This is a genomic window from Actinomycetospora sp. CA-101289 (assembly GCF_050955895.1).
Taxonomy (GTDB): domain Bacteria; phylum Actinomycetota; class Actinomycetes; order Mycobacteriales; family Pseudonocardiaceae; genus Actinomycetospora.
Genome location: NZ_CP192093.1, coordinates 3,894,687 through 3,909,681, shown reverse-complemented (window position 1 = coordinate 3,909,681; position 14,995 = coordinate 3,894,687). Strand labels below are relative to the sequence as shown.

Sequence of the window (14,995 nt, the reverse complement as noted above, 5' to 3'; positions counted from 1 at the left end):
ATCGCCGTGCAACTCATCGCCTGCCCCTGGTGCGGCCCCCGCGAGGAGCTCGAGTTCTCCTACGGCGGCCAGGCCCACGTCGCCTACCCGTCCGATCCCGCCGCCCTGACCGACGAGCAGTGGGCTCGCTTCGTGTTCTTCCGCGACAACCCCAAGGGGCCCTTCGCCGAGCGCTGGGCCCACAGCGCGGGCTGCCGCCGCTGGTTCACCGCGGTCCGCGACACCCGCACCCACGCGTTCCTGAGCGTCGGCCCCCTCGCGGCCCCGACCGCCGGATCGACTGCCGGATCGGGGGCGACCTCGTGAGCCGGGTCGAGGGGTACGGCCGTGTCGACCGCGGCCGCACGGTGACCGTCACCGTCGACGGCACCACCTACACCGGGCACCCCGGCGACACGCTCGCCTCGGTGCTGCTGGCCCACGACGCGCGCCCGCTGGACACCAGCGTCAAGTTCGGGCGCCCCCGCGGCATCGGCGCCGCGTGGGTCGAGGACCCGACGGGCCTGGTCCAGATCGAGGAGCCGTTCCCCGAGCCGATGGTGCTCGCGTCCACGGTCGAGATCACCGACGGCCTCGTCGCCCGCGGCGTGAACGGGCAGGGCCGGCTCTCCCAGGTCGCCGACGTCGCCCGCCACGACCACCGCCACGTCCACTGCGACGTGCTGGTCGTCGGCGCCGGGCCCGCCGGGCTGACCGCCGCCCGGCGCGCCGCCCGCGAGGGGCTCGACGTCGTCCTCGTCGACGACCGCCCCGAGCCCGGCGGCACGCTCACCGGCACCGAGACCGTCGACGGCCGCCCGTCGCGGGAGTTCGTCGCCGACACCGTCGCCGAGCTCGCCGCCCTGCCGACCGTGACGCACCTGCAGCGCACGACGGCGTTCGGGCACTACGACGACGGCCTCGTGCTCGCCCTGGAGCGGCGGACCGACCACGTCGACGCCCCGGGCGGCCGGCGCTCGCGCCAGCGCGTGCACCGCATCCGTGCCGCGCGCGTGGTGATCGCCGCCGGCGCGATCGAGCGACCGATCGTGTTCGAGGACGACGACCGCCCCGGGATCATGCTCGCCGCGTCGGCGCGCGACTTCCTGCACCGCCACGGCGTGCTCGCCGGCCGTGAGGTCGTCGTGTTCACCAGCGACGACGCCGCGTACGCCGCCGCCGTCGACCTGCACGACGCGGGTGCCGCGGTCCGGGTGTTCGACGCCCGGTCCCGGGTCCCCGAGGACTGGGCCCGGCGCTGCGCCGGGCGCGGCATCGCGGTCTCCGCCGACACGCAGGTGCACGGCACGCGCGGGGATGACCGCGTCACCGCCGCGCTGGTGGGGGAGGAGCGCCGCGAGGTGCCCTGCGACCTGCTGCTGGTCAGCGGCGGCTGGAACCCGACGGTGCACCTGTTCACCCACGTCGGCGGCCGCCTGACCTGGGACCCGGCGCTGGGCGCGTTCCGTCCCGGCACGCCGCTGCCCGGCGTCGAGGTGGTCGGCGCCGCCGACGGCGTGCTCGACCTCGCCGGGTGTCTGCGCCAGGCCGGCGGGCCGGACGCGCCGCACGCCGACGAGGAGCCGCGCGAGCCGACGAGGGTGCTCTGGCGCACTGCGGGCGACCCCGCCCGCCAGTTCGTCGACCTCCAGCGCGACGCCACCGTCGCCGACATCGCCCGCGCCGTGGGCGCCGGGATGCGCTCGGTGGAGCACGTCAAGCGCTACACGACGATCGGCACCGCGCACGACCAGGGCAAGACGTCCGGGGTCGTCGCGTCGGGGATCACCGCCGAGCTGCTGGGCCGGCCGGTCGAGGACCTCGGCACGACCACCTTCCGCCCGCCGTACACGCCCGTCGCGTTCGCCGCGCTGGCCGGCCGGGCGCGCGGCGACCTCTACGACCCCGTGCGGACGACGGCGGTCCACGACCGCCACGTGGCCGCGGGCGCGGAGTTCGAGGACGTCGGGCAGTGGAAGCGCGCCCGCCACTACCCGCACGCCGGCGAGGACATGACGGCGGCGGTGCTGCGCGAGTGCGCCGCCGTGCGCACGTCGGTCGGCATCATGGACGGCTCGACCCTGGGCAAGATCGACGTCCGCGGGCCGGACGCCGCGGTGCTGCTCGACCGGCTCTACACGAACACGATGTCGAGCCTGAAGGTCGGGCGCGTGCGCTACGGCGTCATGTGCGGCAACGACGGCATGGTCTTCGACGACGGCACCGTGCTGCGCCTGGCTGAGGACCGCTTCCTCGTCACCACGACCACCGGCAACGCCGCGCCCGTCCTCGACTGGATGGAGGAGTGGCTCCAGACCGAGTGGCCGGACCTGCGGGTGCGGCTGACCTCGGTCACCGAGCAGCTCTCGATCTTCGCGGTGGCGGGACCGCGCTCCCGCGACGTCGTCGGCGCGGTCTTCGCCGAGGTCGATGTCGCCAACGACGCCTTCGGCTTCATGAGCTGGCAGGACACCGCCCTCGACGGCGTGCCCGTGCGCCTCGCGCGCATCTCGTTCTCCGGCGAGCTCGCCTTCGAGGTGAGCGTCGGCTCCTGGTACGCCGCGGCGGTGTGGGACCGGCTGGTGGCGGCCGGCCGGCCGTACGGGATCACGCCCTACGGCACCGAGACGATGCACGTCCTGCGGGCCGAGAAGGGCTACCCGATCATCGGGCAGGACACCGACGGCACCGTCTCGCCGCACGACCTCGGCCTGGGCTGGGCGGTGTCGCGCAAGAAGCCCGACTTCCTGGGCAAGCGCTCCTTCGCCCGCCCGCAGAACCAGGACCCGCGGCGCAAGCAGCTGGTGTCGCTGCTGCCCGTCGACGCGGCGACGAAGCTGCCCGAGGGCTCCCAGATCGTGCACCTCGCCGAGGACGGGCGCCTGCCGGCGCCGCCGGTCCCGATGCTCGGCCACGTCACCTCCAGCTACCACAGCGCGGCCCTCGCCCGGCCGTTCGCGCTCGCCCTGGTCAAGGGCGGCCGCGAGCGCATCGGCGAGGTCGTGGGGGTCCCCGTCGGCGGCGAGCTCGTGGCCGCGCAGATCGGCGACACCGTCCTCGTCGACCCCGAAGGAGCGCGCCGCGATGGCTGAGCCGACCGCGACCCTCACCGCCCGCCACCCCCTCGAGGGGTACCGCGACCTGCTCGCGGCGCTCTCGGCCGAGCTCGCCCCGGCCCTGGTCCTCGAGCTCGGGGGCCTCGTCGCGGCCGTCGACCTGCGCGTCGACCCCGCCGGCGGGGGACCGGCCGCCGTCGAGCAGGTCGTCGGCGGTCCGCTGCCGGCGCGCCCCGACACGTGGACCGCGCTGCCCGCAGGCCAGGCCCTGCGCCTCGGGCCCGACGAGTGGCTGCTGACCAGCGCCGCGGCCCGCCCCGAGGACTGGGAGTTCGCGGTCGACGAGGCCGCGGCCGCCCACGGCGGCATGGCCGTCGACGTGTCCGCGCAGCGCACGGCCCTGTGGGTCCGGGGCACCGCGGCCCGCGAGCTGCTGGCCACCGGGTGCGCGCTCGACCTGCGCCCCCGGTCCTTCCCCGCCGGCCGGTGCGCCCAGACCCTCCTCGGCCAGGCCGCGGTCCTCCTGGTCGCCCACGGCGACGACGACCTGCAGGTCCTCGTGCGCCCGTCCATCGCCGCCCACGTCGTCGACCGGCTCGTCGACGCCGCCACCGAGTACCGCTCCGACTCCGTTCCCTGGGAGACGCCATGAGCACCACCCCCCGCGTCGTCGTCATCGGGGCCGGCATCGTCGGCGCCAACCTCGCCGACGAGCTCACCGCCCGCGGCTGGACCGACGTCACCGTCCTGGACCAGGGGCCCCTGCCGCTGGCCGGCGGGTCGACCTCCCACGCCCCGGGCCTGGTGTTCCAGACCAACGCGTCGCGCACGATGAGCGCGTTCGCCACCTACACCGTGGAGAAGTTCCTCGACCTCGAGGTCGACGGCGCCGCGTGCTTCGACCAGGTCGGCGGACTCGAGGTCGCCACCACCCCGGAGCGCCTCGCCGACCTGCACCGCAAGCAGGGCTGGGCCACCGCGCGCGGCATCCCGGCGCGGGTCGTCGACGTCGACGAGTGCGTCCGGCTCCACCCGCTGGTCGACCGCGAGCGCGTCCTCGGCGGCCTGCACACGCCCACCGACGGCCTGGCCAAGGCCGCCCGGGCGGTCACCGCGCTGAGGCGGCGGGCCACGGCGCGCGGCGCGGCGTTCCGCGGCTCGACGCGGGTCACCGGCATCTCCACCCATGACGGCCGGGTCACCGGCGTGCAGACCGACCAGGGCGAGGTCGCCGCCGACGTCGTCGTCTCCTGCGCCGGCTTCTGGGGCCAGGCCATCGGCGACATGGTCGGGATGCGGGTGCCGCTGCTGCCCCTGGCCCACCAGTACGTGGTCACCGACCAGGTGCCCGACCTCGTCGGGCGCAAGGACGAGCACGTCGAGGCCCAGCTGCCGATCCTGCGGCACCAGGACCATGACCTCTACTACCGCGAGCACCACGACCGCATCGGCATCGGCTCCTACGCCCACCGCCCGATGCCGGTGTCGCTGGCCGAGCTCCCCGAGGTCGACGACGTCTCGGCCGCGCGCCAGCCCTCGATGCTGCCGTTCACCGAGGAGGACTTCGCGCCCTCCTGGGAGCAGAGCCGGCTGCTGCTGCCGTCGCTGCGCGACTCCAAGATCGACACCGGCTTCAACGGCGTCTTCTCGTTCACGCCCGACGGCGGCCCGCTGATCGGGGAGTCGGCGGACGTCGCCGGCTTCTGGATCGCCGAGGCGGTGTGGGTCACCCACTCCGCCGGCGTCGCCCGCAGCGTCGCCCAGCTCCTCGTCGACGGCCGCAGCGAGCTCGACCTGCACGGCTGCTCGGTGCACCGCTTCGAGGAGTTCCAGACCGACGACGACTACGTCGCGCAGACCTCGGCCCAGAACTTCGTCGAGATCTACGACATCGTGCACCCCCTGCAGCCCCGGCTCGCGCCCCGCGACGTCCGGGTCAGCCCGTTCCACGCCCGGCAGGTCGAGCTGGGCGCGGTGTTCCTCGAGTCCCACGGCTGGGAGCGCCCGCACTGGTACGAGGCCAACGCCCCGCTCGTGGCCGACCTGCCGCCCGAGTGGACGCCGCCGCCCCGCGACGCGTGGTCGGGCGCGTTCCACTCGCCGGTCGCCGCGGTGGAGGCGTGGAGGACGCGCACCGCGGTGGCGATGTACGACATGACCCCGCTGACCCGCGTCGAGGTGTCCGGGCCCGGCGCGGTGACGTTCCTCGACCGGCTCACCACCGGGAAGATGGACACCTCGGTGGGCACGGTGAAGTACACGCTGATGCTCGACGAGGCCGGCGGCATCCGCAGCGACCTCACCGTCGCCCGCCTCGGGCCGGAGCTGTTCCAGGTCGGCGCCAACGGCCCCCTCGACGTCCACCACCTGCAGCGGGAGGCGGCCGGCCGGGACGACGTCACGGTGCGCGAGACCACCGGTGGCACCTGCTGCGTCGGCGTCTGGGGCCCGCTCGCCCGCGACCTCGTCGCGCCCCTGACCGCGCTCGACCTCTCGCACGAGGGCCTGAAGTACTTCCGCTGCGTGCAGGGCCGGATCGCCGGCGTCCCCGTGACGGCGATGCGGCTGTCCTACGTCGGCGAGCTCGGCTGGGAGATCTACACGACGGCCGAGTACGGGCAGCGGCTCTGGGACGCCCTGTGGCGCGCCGGGCAGCCCCTGGGCGTCGTGGCCGCGGGCCGGGCCGCGTTCAACAGCCTGCGGCTGGAGAAGGGCTACCGCAGCTGGGGCGCGGACATGACCACCGAGCACGACCCGTACGAGGCCGGGCTGGGCTTCGCGGTGCGCCCGGACACCAAGGGCGACTTCGTGGGGCGGGCCGCCCTCGCCGCGCGCGCCGACCGGGACGTGGCGCGCTCGCTGACGTGCCTGACCGTGGACGACCCGGGCGACATCGTCCTCGGCCACGAGCCGGTGCTCGTCGACGGGGTCCCCGCGGGCTACGTGACATCGGCCGCGTTCGGGTACACCGTCGGTCGGCCGGTGGCGTACGCGTGGCTCCCGGCCGGTCTCGCGGTCGGCACGGCCGTCGAGATCTCCTACTTCGGTCGGCCCATCCGAGCCACGGTGGCCGCCGAACCACTCGTCGACCCGGAGATGACGCGCATCCGGCGCTGATCTCCGAGCCTCCGCGAGCCCCGCGAAAGGGGTCCTGAGTGCGCAGCGAGACGGTCGAGCACTTCCTGGAGTCCCTCGCGTCCCGGAGCCCCGGGCCGGGGGGCCGGGCCGGTGCCGCGCTGCACGCCGCCCACGGGGCGGCGCTCGTCGCGAAGGCCGCCCGGGACGCCGAGCCCCGGGTGGCCGCCGAGCACGCCGACACCCTGGCGCGGACGCGGGACGGCGCGGACGAGCTCCGCGCCGACGCGCTGCGCCTCGCCGTCGACGAGGGCCCTCCTCGCGGGCCGGGCGGCTCGTCGGTGCAGGTCATCGACCTGGCCGAGCGCGTCCTGGCCCTCGTGGAGGCCCTGCGCCCGCTCGCGCCCCGCGCCGCCGCCGTCGACCTCGCGGCGGCCGCCGAGGCGGTCCGCGCGGCGGCGGGGACGGCGCGCGTCGACGTCGAGGTCGACCTCGCGGACGTGGCGGACCCCGGCGAGCGCGAGCGGCTCCTCACCGCGGTCGAGCCCGTCGACGACCTCGTCCTGCGCGCCGCGAAGATCACGGCCTTCGTCCGCGAGCGCATCCTGCGCTGAGGCGCGCGGGACGCGCGTCAGATGACCGCGCGGATCGCCTTCTCGAACCCGAGCACGTGCTGGCGCGCGCGCCGGGCCGCGCCGTCGGCGTCGCCCTCGGCGATCGTGCGCAGCAGGCCCGCGTGCTCCTCGACGTGCGAGACGAAGTCGGTCATGCGGTCGAGGAAGATGCAGAAGATCCGCGTGGCCAGGTTGTCGTAGCGCACGAGGGTGTCCTCGAGGTGCGGGTTGCCCGACGCCCGGTACACGGCGCGGTGCACCCGCAGGTCCCAGCGCATCAGCTCGTCGCGCGTCAGGGACGGCACCTCGAGGGCGTCGGTGGCGTCGGCCAGCTCCGCCAGGTCCTCGCGCATCGCCGGGCCGGCGTTCTCGGCCGCGCGGCGGGCCGCCAGCGGCTCGAGCTGCACGCGGATCTCGGAGATGTAGGCGAGGTCGGAGATCTCGACGGCCGTGGCGAACGTCCCGCGCCGCGCGTAGGACACGACCAGCCGGTCGACCTCGAGCCGCTTGAGGGCCTCGCGCACCGGCGTGCGCCCCACCCCCAGCGACTCCACCAGGCCGACCTCGTCGATCGGGGCCATCGGGGGGATCTCCAACATGATCAGCTTGTCCTGGATGGCCGCGTAGGCGCGCTCCGAGAGCGACAGCGGGGGACTCGACACCTGCTCGTCCGTGAGGCTCACGGCGATGACCTTACCGTAGCGATCTCGTCTCTTCTAACAGGTGGCTACGACTGATATACTAGTTCTATGGCCATCTCGGTGTTCGACCTCTTCAAGGTCGGGATCGGCCCGTCCAGCTCCCACACCGTGGGTCCGATGCGCGCCGCCTTCCTGTTCGTCTCGCGGCTGCACGACGCCGATCTGCTGCACCGCGTCGCCGCTGTGCGCTGCGAGCTCTTCGGCTCGCTCGGCGCCACCGGGCACGGGCACGGCAGCGTGCGCGCGGTGGTGCTGGGCCTGTCCGGCGAGCAGCCCCACCTCGTCGACCCCGTGGAGGCGGAGCCGATCGCCGCGGCCGTCCGGGCCGGCGGGCGCATCGCCCTCGCCGGCAAGCACACCGTCCCGTTCTCGGTCGACGACGACGTGGTGCTCCACCGCCGCGCGCGCCTGTCGTTCCACAGCAACGGCATGGTCTTCACCGCCCACGACGAGCACGGGCACCTCGTCGAGCGCCGCGAGTACTACTCGGTCGGCGGGGGCTTCGTCGTCGACGAGGACGAGACGGGCGAGCCGGTGCTGCGCGAGGACCCGACGCCCGCGCGCCACCCCTTCACCTCCGGCGACGAGCTCGTCGCGATCGCCCGTGCCCACGGGCTGCGGATCAGCGACGTCATGCTCGCCAACGAGGCGGTGTGGCGCCCCGAGCAGGAGACCCGGGCCGGCCTGCTGCACCTCTGGTCGGTCATGCGCGAGTGCGTCGAGCGCGGGTCGACCACGCCGGGCGTGCTGCCCGGGGGGCTGCGGGTCCGCCGCCGCGCCGCCGACCTGCGGCGCCGCCTCGACGAGGAGGACGGGGCGGGGGTCGCCGCCCAGGCCATGGACCGGGTCACGCTGCACGCGCTGGCCGTCAACGAGGAGAACGCCGCCGGCGGCCGGGTGGTCACCGCCCCCACCAACGGCGCGGCGGGGATCGTGCCCGCGGTCCTGCTCCACGCCGCGGCGTCGGTGCGGGGGTTCGACGACGACGCCGTCGTGCGCTTCCTGCTCACCGCCGGCGCGGTCGGGCTGCTGTTCAAGCGCAACGCCTCGATCTCGGGCGCGGACGTCGGCTGCCAGGGCGAGGTCGGCTCGGCGTGCTCGATGGCCGCCGCCGGGCTCGCGGAGCTGCTCGGCGGGTCGCCCGAGCAGGTCGAGAACGCCGCCGAGATCGGCATCGAGCACAACCTCGGGCTGACGTGCGACCCCGTCGGCGGGCTCGTGCAGATCCCCTGCATCGAGCGCAACGCCGTCGCCTCGGTCAAGGCCATCACCGCGGCCCGCATGGCCGTGCGCGGCGACGGCGTCCACCACGTCTCGCTGGACAAGGCGATCAGGACGATGCGCGAGACCGGCGCCGACATGAAGGTCAAGTACAAGGAGACGGCCCGCGGCGGGCTGGCTCTCACCGTCGTCGAGTGCTGAAGAGGACCCCGTGACCGACGTCTTCACCCTGACCCTGAGCTGCCCGAACCGCGCGGGCATCGTGCGGGCGGTCAGCAGCCACCTCACCGCGCACGGCGGCGACATCGTCGAGCACCAGCAGTTCGACGACCCCCGCAGCGGGCGGCTGTTCATGCGCACGCGGGCCACCACGGAGGCCGACGTCGAGGCCGTCGCCGCGGGCTTCGCGCCGGTCGCGGCCGCGTTCGGCATGGACTACGCGTTCCACCCGCAGCGCCCCGCCCGGGTGCTCGTCATGGTGTCGCGGTCGGGGCACTGCCTCAACGACCTGGTCTTCCGCTGGCGCTCGGGCAGCCTCGGCGGCGAGCTCGTCGGCGTCGTGTCCAACCACGAGGACCTGCGCCCGATGGCCGAGGCCGCCGGGCTCCCGTTCCTCCACGTGCCCGTCACGCCGGCGACGAAGGACGAGGCCGAGGCGCGCCTGCTCGCGATCGTCGACGACCTCGACGCCGAGCTCGTCGTCCTCGCCCGCTACATGCAGATCCTCTCCGACCGGACCTGCACGGCGCTGCGGGGGCGGGCGATCAACATCCACCACTCGTTCCTGCCCGGGTTCGTGGGCGCCAAGCCCTATCACCAGGCCCACGACCGCGGGGTGAAGCTGGTGGGCGCGACCGCGCACTACGTGACGCCCGACCTCGACGAGGGGCCGATCATCGAGCAGGAGGTCGTGCGCATCGACCACTCGTACGACCCCGAGGCGCTGCAGGAGGTCGGCCGCGACGCCGAGGCGATGGCCCTGTCGCGGGCCGTGCGCTGGCACTGCCAGCGCCGCGTGCTGCTCGACGGCCACCGCACGGTGGTCTTCCGCTGAGACGTCAGGTGCCGGTGTAGCCGAGCTTGGCCGACAGCTCCGCGGCGGCCTCGCGCAGGTCGCCGACGATGGCGCGGGCCCGGCGCCGCGGCAGCCGGTACGAGGGGCCCGTGGCGCTGAGCGCCGAGCCCACCGAGCCGTCGGCGGAGAACACGGGCACGCCGACGGCGTGCATCCCGACCTCGAGCTCCTCGAACGAGCGGGCGTGGCCCTCGTCGAGCACGCGCGCCAGCTCCGTGCGCAGCTCGGTGGCCGAGGTGATGGTGTCCTCGGTGAACTGCTTGAGCCGCTTGCGCAGGATCGGGCGACGATCCGCCTCGTCCATCCACGCGAGCAGCACCTTGCCCGCCGACGTGGCGTGCAAGGGGGTCCGGCGTCCCACCCAGTTCTGCGAGGTGATCGTCGCCGTGCCGTCCTCCTGCGCGACGGTGATGCCGGCCTCGCCGTCGGTGACGGCGATGTTCACGGTCTCGCCCAGGCTCTCCGCCAGGCGCTGGCAGATCGGCTGACCCAGCCGGGCCACGTCGAGGCGGGCCGTCGAGGCGGCCGCGAGCCGCACGATGGCGAAGCTCAGCGTGTACTTCCCGCGCTCCCCGAGCTGCTCGAGGAGGTTGCGGTTCTGGAGCGCCGCGACGAGGCGGAACGCCGTGGACTTGTGGACGTCCAGCTCCTCGGCGATCTCGGTGATGCCGACCTCGCCGCGCGCGGCGACCAGCTCCAGGATGGAGATCGCGCGGTCGACGGACTGGACCGAGGACGTCCTCTCCGCGGTGTCGTCGGACCTCTTCGTCCCCGGCATCTCCGTGATCCTACGGGGCGATCACCGAGGGGTGTCCCGCTCGATGGCGCGGGACAGCTCGGCCAGGAGGCCGGTGAGGCGGCCGGCGCACGGCGGGCAGACGCAGTCGCTGCCGTGCACGGCCAGCTCGTCGGCGACGCGGAAGGCGTCGCGGTAGCGCTCGGGCGACGTGGTGGCCGCGGAGGGGTCGGAGCTCTCGGGGGACAGGGAGGACATGGGGCGGTTCCTGGTGCTCGTGGGTGGGATCTTCGGTGGGTGGAGTGCCTGGTCAGCCGACCTTCTGCCGGACCCAGTCGTGGAACTCGCCGATGTGGTGCTCGCTCGGGACGAGCACCCCGCCGCGCGCGTAGGAGCGGGAGTCCATCGACACCTGGCAGCGCTCGCAGGCGTCGAAGTCCTGCCGGTTGACGCGGTGGAACAGCTCGACGGACCGGTCGATGTCGGCCCCCGAGTCGACGACCTCGGGGAGGTAGAGCCAGTCGCAGCGCACGAGGGTCCGTGACGCCGAGAGCGGGAACATGCGGTGGAACACGACGTGGTCGGGCACGAGGTTGATGAACACCTGGGGCCGGACCGTGATGGCGTAGTAGCGCCGGTCCTGGTCCTCGCCCACCCCGGGGATGCGCTCGAGGCCCGCCGAGCCGTCGACGGTGAAGCCCGCGACGTCGTCGCCGAAGGCGGCACCGTGCCCCACGAAGTACTGCGCGGCGAGCCCGTCGGCGAACTCGGGCAGGACCTCGGTGAGCTCGGGGTGGATCGTCGCGCAGTGGTAGCACTCCATGAAGTTCTCGACGATCTGCTTCCAGTTCGCCGCCACGTCGTACTCGATCCGCCGGCCCAGCTTCAGGTCGGCCACCTGGTACCCGACGATCGCGTCGGGGGAGCCCAGGCGGGCGTCGACGTCGCCGACCACCGTGGCCTCGAACGACGGCGGCTCCTCGGCCAGGCACAGCCACACGTAGCCGAGCCACTCGCGCACGTGGACGCGGTGCAGCCCGTACTCGACCCGGTCGACGTCGGGCATCTCGCCGATGTTCGGCGCGGCGATGAGCTTGCCGTCGAGCCCGTAGGTCCAGGCGTGGTACGGGCACTGGAAGGACCGGCGCACGGCGCCCTTGTCCTCGGTGCAGATCCGGGCCCCGCGGTGGCGGCAGACGTTGAGGTAGGCGTTGACCGCGCCGTCGCGCCCGCGGGCGACGATGACGCTCTCCCGGCCGACCTGGACGGTCTCGAAGGCGCCGGGCGCGGGGATGTCGGCGGCGAGCACGGCGCAGAACCAGCCGGTCTCGAAGACGAAGGCCTGCTCGGCCGCGAAGATCGTCGGGTCCGTGTAGTACCGGCCCGGGAGCGTCGTGCGCAGGCTCGGCGGCAGCCCCGACGGCGCGGCCGCCGGTGCGATCTCTCCGGTGGTCATGGTCCTGCTCCTGGGGTCTGGCTCCGGCTGGCCCTGCTGTTGCGCTGAGAGAAACTTGATTCGCTCTGCGCAACAAGAACGGTCCGGGAGCGAGAAGCGCGTGTCAAGGGTCCGGAGGGACGAGGTCGTCACGATCCCGGTACCGGTCCACCTGGATCGCCCCTTGACAAGCGGGCACCTGCTCGCGGACGGTCTCGTGTTGCGTATGAAGCATCTTGTCTCTCATCGCGCAACTCGCCACTCCAGACCTCGGGGTGTCGTCTCCACCGGTCCCGCCTGCAGAGGCTCACGAGGAGACCGCATGAAGACCATCACGATCGTCGGCGGGTCCGTCGCCGGGATCCGTTCCGCCGAGGCGCTGCGGGGGGCCGGCTTCGACGGCCGCCTGGTCCTGGTCGGCGACGAGGCGCACCGGCCCTACGACCGGCCGCCGCTGTCCAAGGCGTTCCTCGCCGGCAGCGTCGACGAGGACGCGATCGGGCTGGTGGACGACGAGGACGAGGTCGAGCTCGCGCTCGAGCTGCGCCTCGGCGCCACCGCCGCACGCCTGGACCCCGCCGGGCGCCGCGTCGTGCTCGCCGACGGCACCGAGGTGGCCACGGACGGGGTCGTCGTCGCCACGGGCGGGCGGGCCCGGCGGCTGCCGGGCACCGAGGACGTCGAGGGCGTGCACACCCTGCGGACCCTCGACGACGCGGTCGCCCTGCGGCGGGAGCTGCGGGACGGCTCGCCCCGCGTCGTGATCGTGGGCGGCGGCTTCATCGGCGCCGAGGTGGCGTCCACGTGCCGGGCGATGGGCCTGCCGGTCACCGTGCTCGACGGGCTGCCGCTGCCCCTGGCCCCCGTGCTCGGCCCGCGGATCGCCCGCAGCTGCGTCGACCTGCACGCCGTGCACGGCACGGACCTGCGGCCGGGCACCAGCGTGTCCGGGCTCGCGACCGTGCCGTCGGGCGATGGTGCCCGCCGCGTGGTGGGCGTGGAGCTGGGCGACGGCACCACCGTCCCGGCCGACGTCGTCATCGTGGGCATCGGGATCGTCCCGAACACCGCCTGGCTCGACGGCTCCGGCCTGACCGTCGACAACGGCGTGCGCACCGACGCCGGCATGGTCACCGACCTGCCTCATGTCGTGGCGGTCGGCGACGTCGCCCGCTGGACGCACGGCGTGAGCGCGCGGCGCCACGAGCACTGGACCAGCGCGGGGGAGCAGGCCGCCGTCGCGGCGGCCAACCTGCTCGGGTCCGGGCCGGGTGCGACCTTCCGGCCCAGCGGCTACGTCTGGTCCGAGCAGTACGGGCGGATGCTGCAGCTCGCCGGGCACCCGTCGGCGCACGACCGGGTCGAGATCGTCGACGGGGAGGTGGGCGACGGGCGGTTCGTCGCGCGCTACGTCGACGGCGAGGGCACCACGACCGGGGTCTTCGCGATGGGCGACCCGCGGGCGTTCGGGCGGTTCCGCCGCAGCGAGCTCCGTCGTCCGGCCGCGGCCGCCTGAGCGGCGCCGTCACCCGGCGGGACGCTCCAGGGGGACCCCCTCGGGCGAGAGCGTGGGGGGTGGGAGGTCGGCGCTCGAGGTCAGCGGGGCGGCCCCGGCCAGGGGGAGGCCCGCGGACTCGGTGAGGAACAGGACGCTCACCACGCCGACGACGCCGGCGGCGACGAGGTAGTAGCCCGGCCAGTCGAGGTTGCCGGTCGCCGTCGTGGCGGCGGCGATCACGGTCGGCGCCGTGCCCGCGAACAGGGAGATCGCGACGTTGACGGTGAGCGCGAGTCCCCCGTAGCGCACGACGGTGGGGAACATCGCCGGCAGCGTCGAGGGGGCGACCGCGGCGAAGCACACCAGGCTCGCGCCCAGGAGCGCGAGGCCGCCGAGCTGGCCGAGCACGCCCTGGCGCAGGAGCCACACCGCGGGCAGCCCGAGCACCATGAGCGAGAGGCTCCCGGCCATCAGGATCGGCCGGCGCCCGACGCGGTCGGACAGGCGCCCGAGCGACGTGACGACGAGCAGCATCGCCAGCATCACGACGACCTGCAGCAGCGTCGACGTCGCCTCCCCGGTGCCCGTGCCGCCGTGGTCGGCGAGCGTGCTGGTGAGGTAGACGGGGACGTAGTTGGTCAGCACGTAGTTGGTGATGTTCCAGGCGAGGACGAGGCCGCCCGCCACCACCAGCGCGCGCCGGTGGCGGACCCCGAGGATGTGGAGCGCCCGCCGCAGCGGCATCGTCGCCAGCGCGGGGGAGCGCGCCATGAGCTGGCGGAACGCGGGGGTGTCCTCGAGGCGCAGGCGCAGGTAGATGCCGGCGACGCCCAGGGGCAGCGCCAGCATGAACGGCAGCCGCCACCCCCAGGCCAGGAGGGCCTCGTCGGGCAGCAGGCCGATGACGGCCGCGCTGACGGCCGCGCCGAGGGTGTAGCCGGTGAGGGTGCCGAACTCCAGCCAGCTCCCGAACAGGCCCCGCCGCCGGTCCGGCGCGTACTCCGCGACGAGGGTCAGGGCGCCCGTGTACTCGCCGCCGGCGGAGAAACCCTGCAGCAGGCGCATGACCAGCACCAGGACCGGGGCGGCGGCGCCGATCGCGCCGTGGTCGGGGATGAGCCCGAGCAGCACGGTGGCCGTCGCCATCAGCACCACGGTCGCCGAGAGGACCTTGGTGCGGCCGATGCGGTCGCCCAGGGGGCCGAAGAACAGACCGCCCAGGGGGCGCACGACGAACGCCGCGGCGAAGGCGCCGAGCGTGTAGACGGTGGCCCACGGCCCGGCGTCGGGGAAGAACACCCGGCTGAGCACCGCTCCGGCCAGGTAGGAGTAGATCCCGAAGTCGTACCACTCCGCGACGTTGCCGATCGCCGCCGCGGCCGTGGCCCGGCGCAGGGTGTGCTCGCCCTCGATGGCCCGTCCCGGCACTGGTCACCTCGAAACTCCTGCACACGGATGAAATATCAGTGTCGTACCAGTAACACGGCGCGACGCCGAAGAGTCAAGCCTCGTTCTCGGCCCGTCGTCTTGACGGGGGCATCTCCGAGCCTCACGATTGGTGTTGCGGATAGCAAGACTCGATGCGCAGAGCGCAACAGGAGCAAG

13 protein-coding genes are annotated in these 14,995 nt (G+C 74.2%); 8 read left to right on the top strand and 5 right to left on the bottom strand.

The features are described from left to right. Positions 1-6 precede the first annotated feature (6 nt). The 5 genes from ACQPX6_RS19535 to ACQPX6_RS19515 are packed head-to-tail and all read left to right on the top strand — an operon-like array spanning position 7 to position 6,724. On the top strand, positions 7-306 hold the full coding sequence (locus tag ACQPX6_RS19535; protein ID WP_433782095.1) for a sarcosine oxidase subunit delta: 300 nt from the start codon (positions 7-9) through the stop codon (positions 304-306). Next, positions 303-3,071 carry an FAD-dependent oxidoreductase gene (locus ACQPX6_RS19530; RefSeq protein ID WP_433782094.1) on the top strand — a complete coding sequence of 923 codons (2,769 nt, stop codon included), beginning with the start codon at positions 303-305 and terminating at the stop codon, positions 3,069-3,071. Before ACQPX6_RS19535 ends, ACQPX6_RS19530 begins: the two co-directional genes overlap by 4 nt. Further along, positions 3,064-3,687: a sarcosine oxidase subunit gamma gene (locus ACQPX6_RS19525; protein ID WP_433782093.1), complete on the top strand. Its 624-nt coding sequence runs from the start codon at positions 3,064-3,066 to the stop codon at positions 3,685-3,687. The genes ACQPX6_RS19530 and ACQPX6_RS19525 overlap by 8 nt, the downstream gene beginning before the upstream one ends. Beyond that, complete coding sequence (locus ACQPX6_RS19520; protein ID WP_433782092.1) at positions 3,684-6,152, top strand: GcvT family protein; 2,469 nt, start codon at positions 3,684-3,686, stop codon at positions 6,150-6,152. The genes ACQPX6_RS19525 and ACQPX6_RS19520 overlap by 4 nt, the downstream gene beginning before the upstream one ends. A 38-nt stretch (positions 6,153-6,190) precedes the next feature. Further along, complete coding sequence (locus tag ACQPX6_RS19515) at positions 6,191-6,724, top strand: cyclodeaminase/cyclohydrolase family protein (protein ID WP_433782091.1); 534 nt, start codon at positions 6,191-6,193, stop codon at positions 6,722-6,724. A 17-nt stretch (positions 6,725-6,741) separates the two neighbouring features. On the opposite strand, the gene ACQPX6_RS19510 is transcribed toward ACQPX6_RS19515, so the two are convergent. Further along, positions 6,742-7,407 (bottom strand): GntR family transcriptional regulator, encoded by a 666-nt coding sequence (locus ACQPX6_RS19510; protein ID WP_433782090.1) that lies wholly within the window; start codon positions 7,405-7,407, stop codon positions 6,742-6,744. Positions 7,408-7,473: 66 nt separating this feature from the next. Here ACQPX6_RS19510 and ACQPX6_RS19505 point away from each other — a divergent pair, with 66 nt between their 5' ends. Both ACQPX6_RS19505 and purU read left to right on the top strand, forming a co-directional pair. Then, positions 7,474-8,847, top strand: coding sequence for an L-serine ammonia-lyase (locus ACQPX6_RS19505; protein ID WP_433782089.1), 1,374 nt, complete (start codon positions 7,474-7,476; stop codon positions 8,845-8,847). Between the two features lie 10 nt (positions 8,848-8,857). Next, positions 8,858-9,700 (top strand): formyltetrahydrofolate deformylase, encoded by an 843-nt coding sequence (gene purU, locus ACQPX6_RS19500; protein WP_433782088.1) that lies wholly within the window; start codon positions 8,858-8,860, stop codon positions 9,698-9,700. Positions 9,701-9,704: 4 nt separating this feature from the next. On the opposite strand, the gene ACQPX6_RS19495 is transcribed toward purU, so the two are convergent. The 3 genes from ACQPX6_RS19495 to ACQPX6_RS19485 are packed head-to-tail and all read right to left on the bottom strand — an operon-like array spanning position 9,705 to position 11,913. Beyond that, positions 9,705-10,499 carry an IclR family transcriptional regulator gene (locus ACQPX6_RS19495; RefSeq protein ID WP_433782087.1) on the bottom strand — a complete coding sequence of 265 codons (795 nt, stop codon included), beginning with the start codon at positions 10,497-10,499 and terminating at the stop codon, positions 9,705-9,707. A 21-nt stretch (positions 10,500-10,520) separates the two neighbouring features. Continuing rightward, entirely contained in the window at positions 10,521-10,715 is a 195-nt protein-coding gene (locus ACQPX6_RS19490; RefSeq protein WP_433782086.1) for a hypothetical protein, read from the bottom strand. Between the two features lie 52 nt (positions 10,716-10,767). Then, positions 10,768-11,913, bottom strand: a complete 1,146-nt coding sequence (locus ACQPX6_RS19485; protein ID WP_433782085.1) for an aromatic ring-hydroxylating oxygenase subunit alpha — start codon at positions 11,911-11,913, stop codon at positions 10,768-10,770. A gap of 301 nt (positions 11,914-12,214) precedes the next feature. On the opposite strand from ACQPX6_RS19485, the gene ACQPX6_RS19480 reads away from it, so the two are divergent. Beyond that, entirely contained in the window at positions 12,215-13,408 is a 1,194-nt protein-coding gene (locus ACQPX6_RS19480; RefSeq protein WP_433782084.1) for an NAD(P)/FAD-dependent oxidoreductase, read from the top strand. A gap of 9 nt (positions 13,409-13,417) precedes the next feature. Here ACQPX6_RS19480 and ACQPX6_RS19475 read toward each other — a convergent pair whose 3' ends face one another. After that, a complete protein-coding gene (locus tag ACQPX6_RS19475) occupies positions 13,418-14,818 on the bottom strand; it encodes an MFS transporter (protein ID WP_433782083.1) in 1,401 nt (466 codons plus the stop codon). Positions 14,819-14,995 lie beyond the last annotated feature (177 nt).

Excerpts from the sequence above, each read along its gene's own strand:
- ACQPX6_RS19495 (WP_433782087.1), bottom strand. The coding sequence starts at position 10,499 with ATGCCGGGGACGAAGAGGTCCGACGACACCGCGGAGAGGACGTCCTCG.
- ACQPX6_RS19520 (WP_433782092.1), top strand. The coding sequence starts at position 3,684 with ATGAGCACCACCCCCCGCGTCGTCGTCATCGGGGCCGGCATCGTCGGC.
- ACQPX6_RS19525 (WP_433782093.1), top strand. The coding sequence starts at position 3,064 with ATGGCTGAGCCGACCGCGACCCTCACCGCCCGCCACCCCCTCGAGGGG.
- ACQPX6_RS19505 (WP_433782089.1), top strand. The coding sequence starts at position 7,474 with ATGGCCATCTCGGTGTTCGACCTCTTCAAGGTCGGGATCGGCCCGTCC.
- ACQPX6_RS19485 (WP_433782085.1), bottom strand. The coding sequence starts at position 11,913 with ATGACCACCGGAGAGATCGCACCGGCGGCCGCGCCGTCGGGGCTGCCG.
- ACQPX6_RS19490 (WP_433782086.1), bottom strand. The coding sequence starts at position 10,715 with ATGTCCTCCCTGTCCCCCGAGAGCTCCGACCCCTCCGCGGCCACCACG.
- ACQPX6_RS19480 (WP_433782084.1), top strand. The coding sequence starts at position 12,215 with ATGAAGACCATCACGATCGTCGGCGGGTCCGTCGCCGGGATCCGTTCC.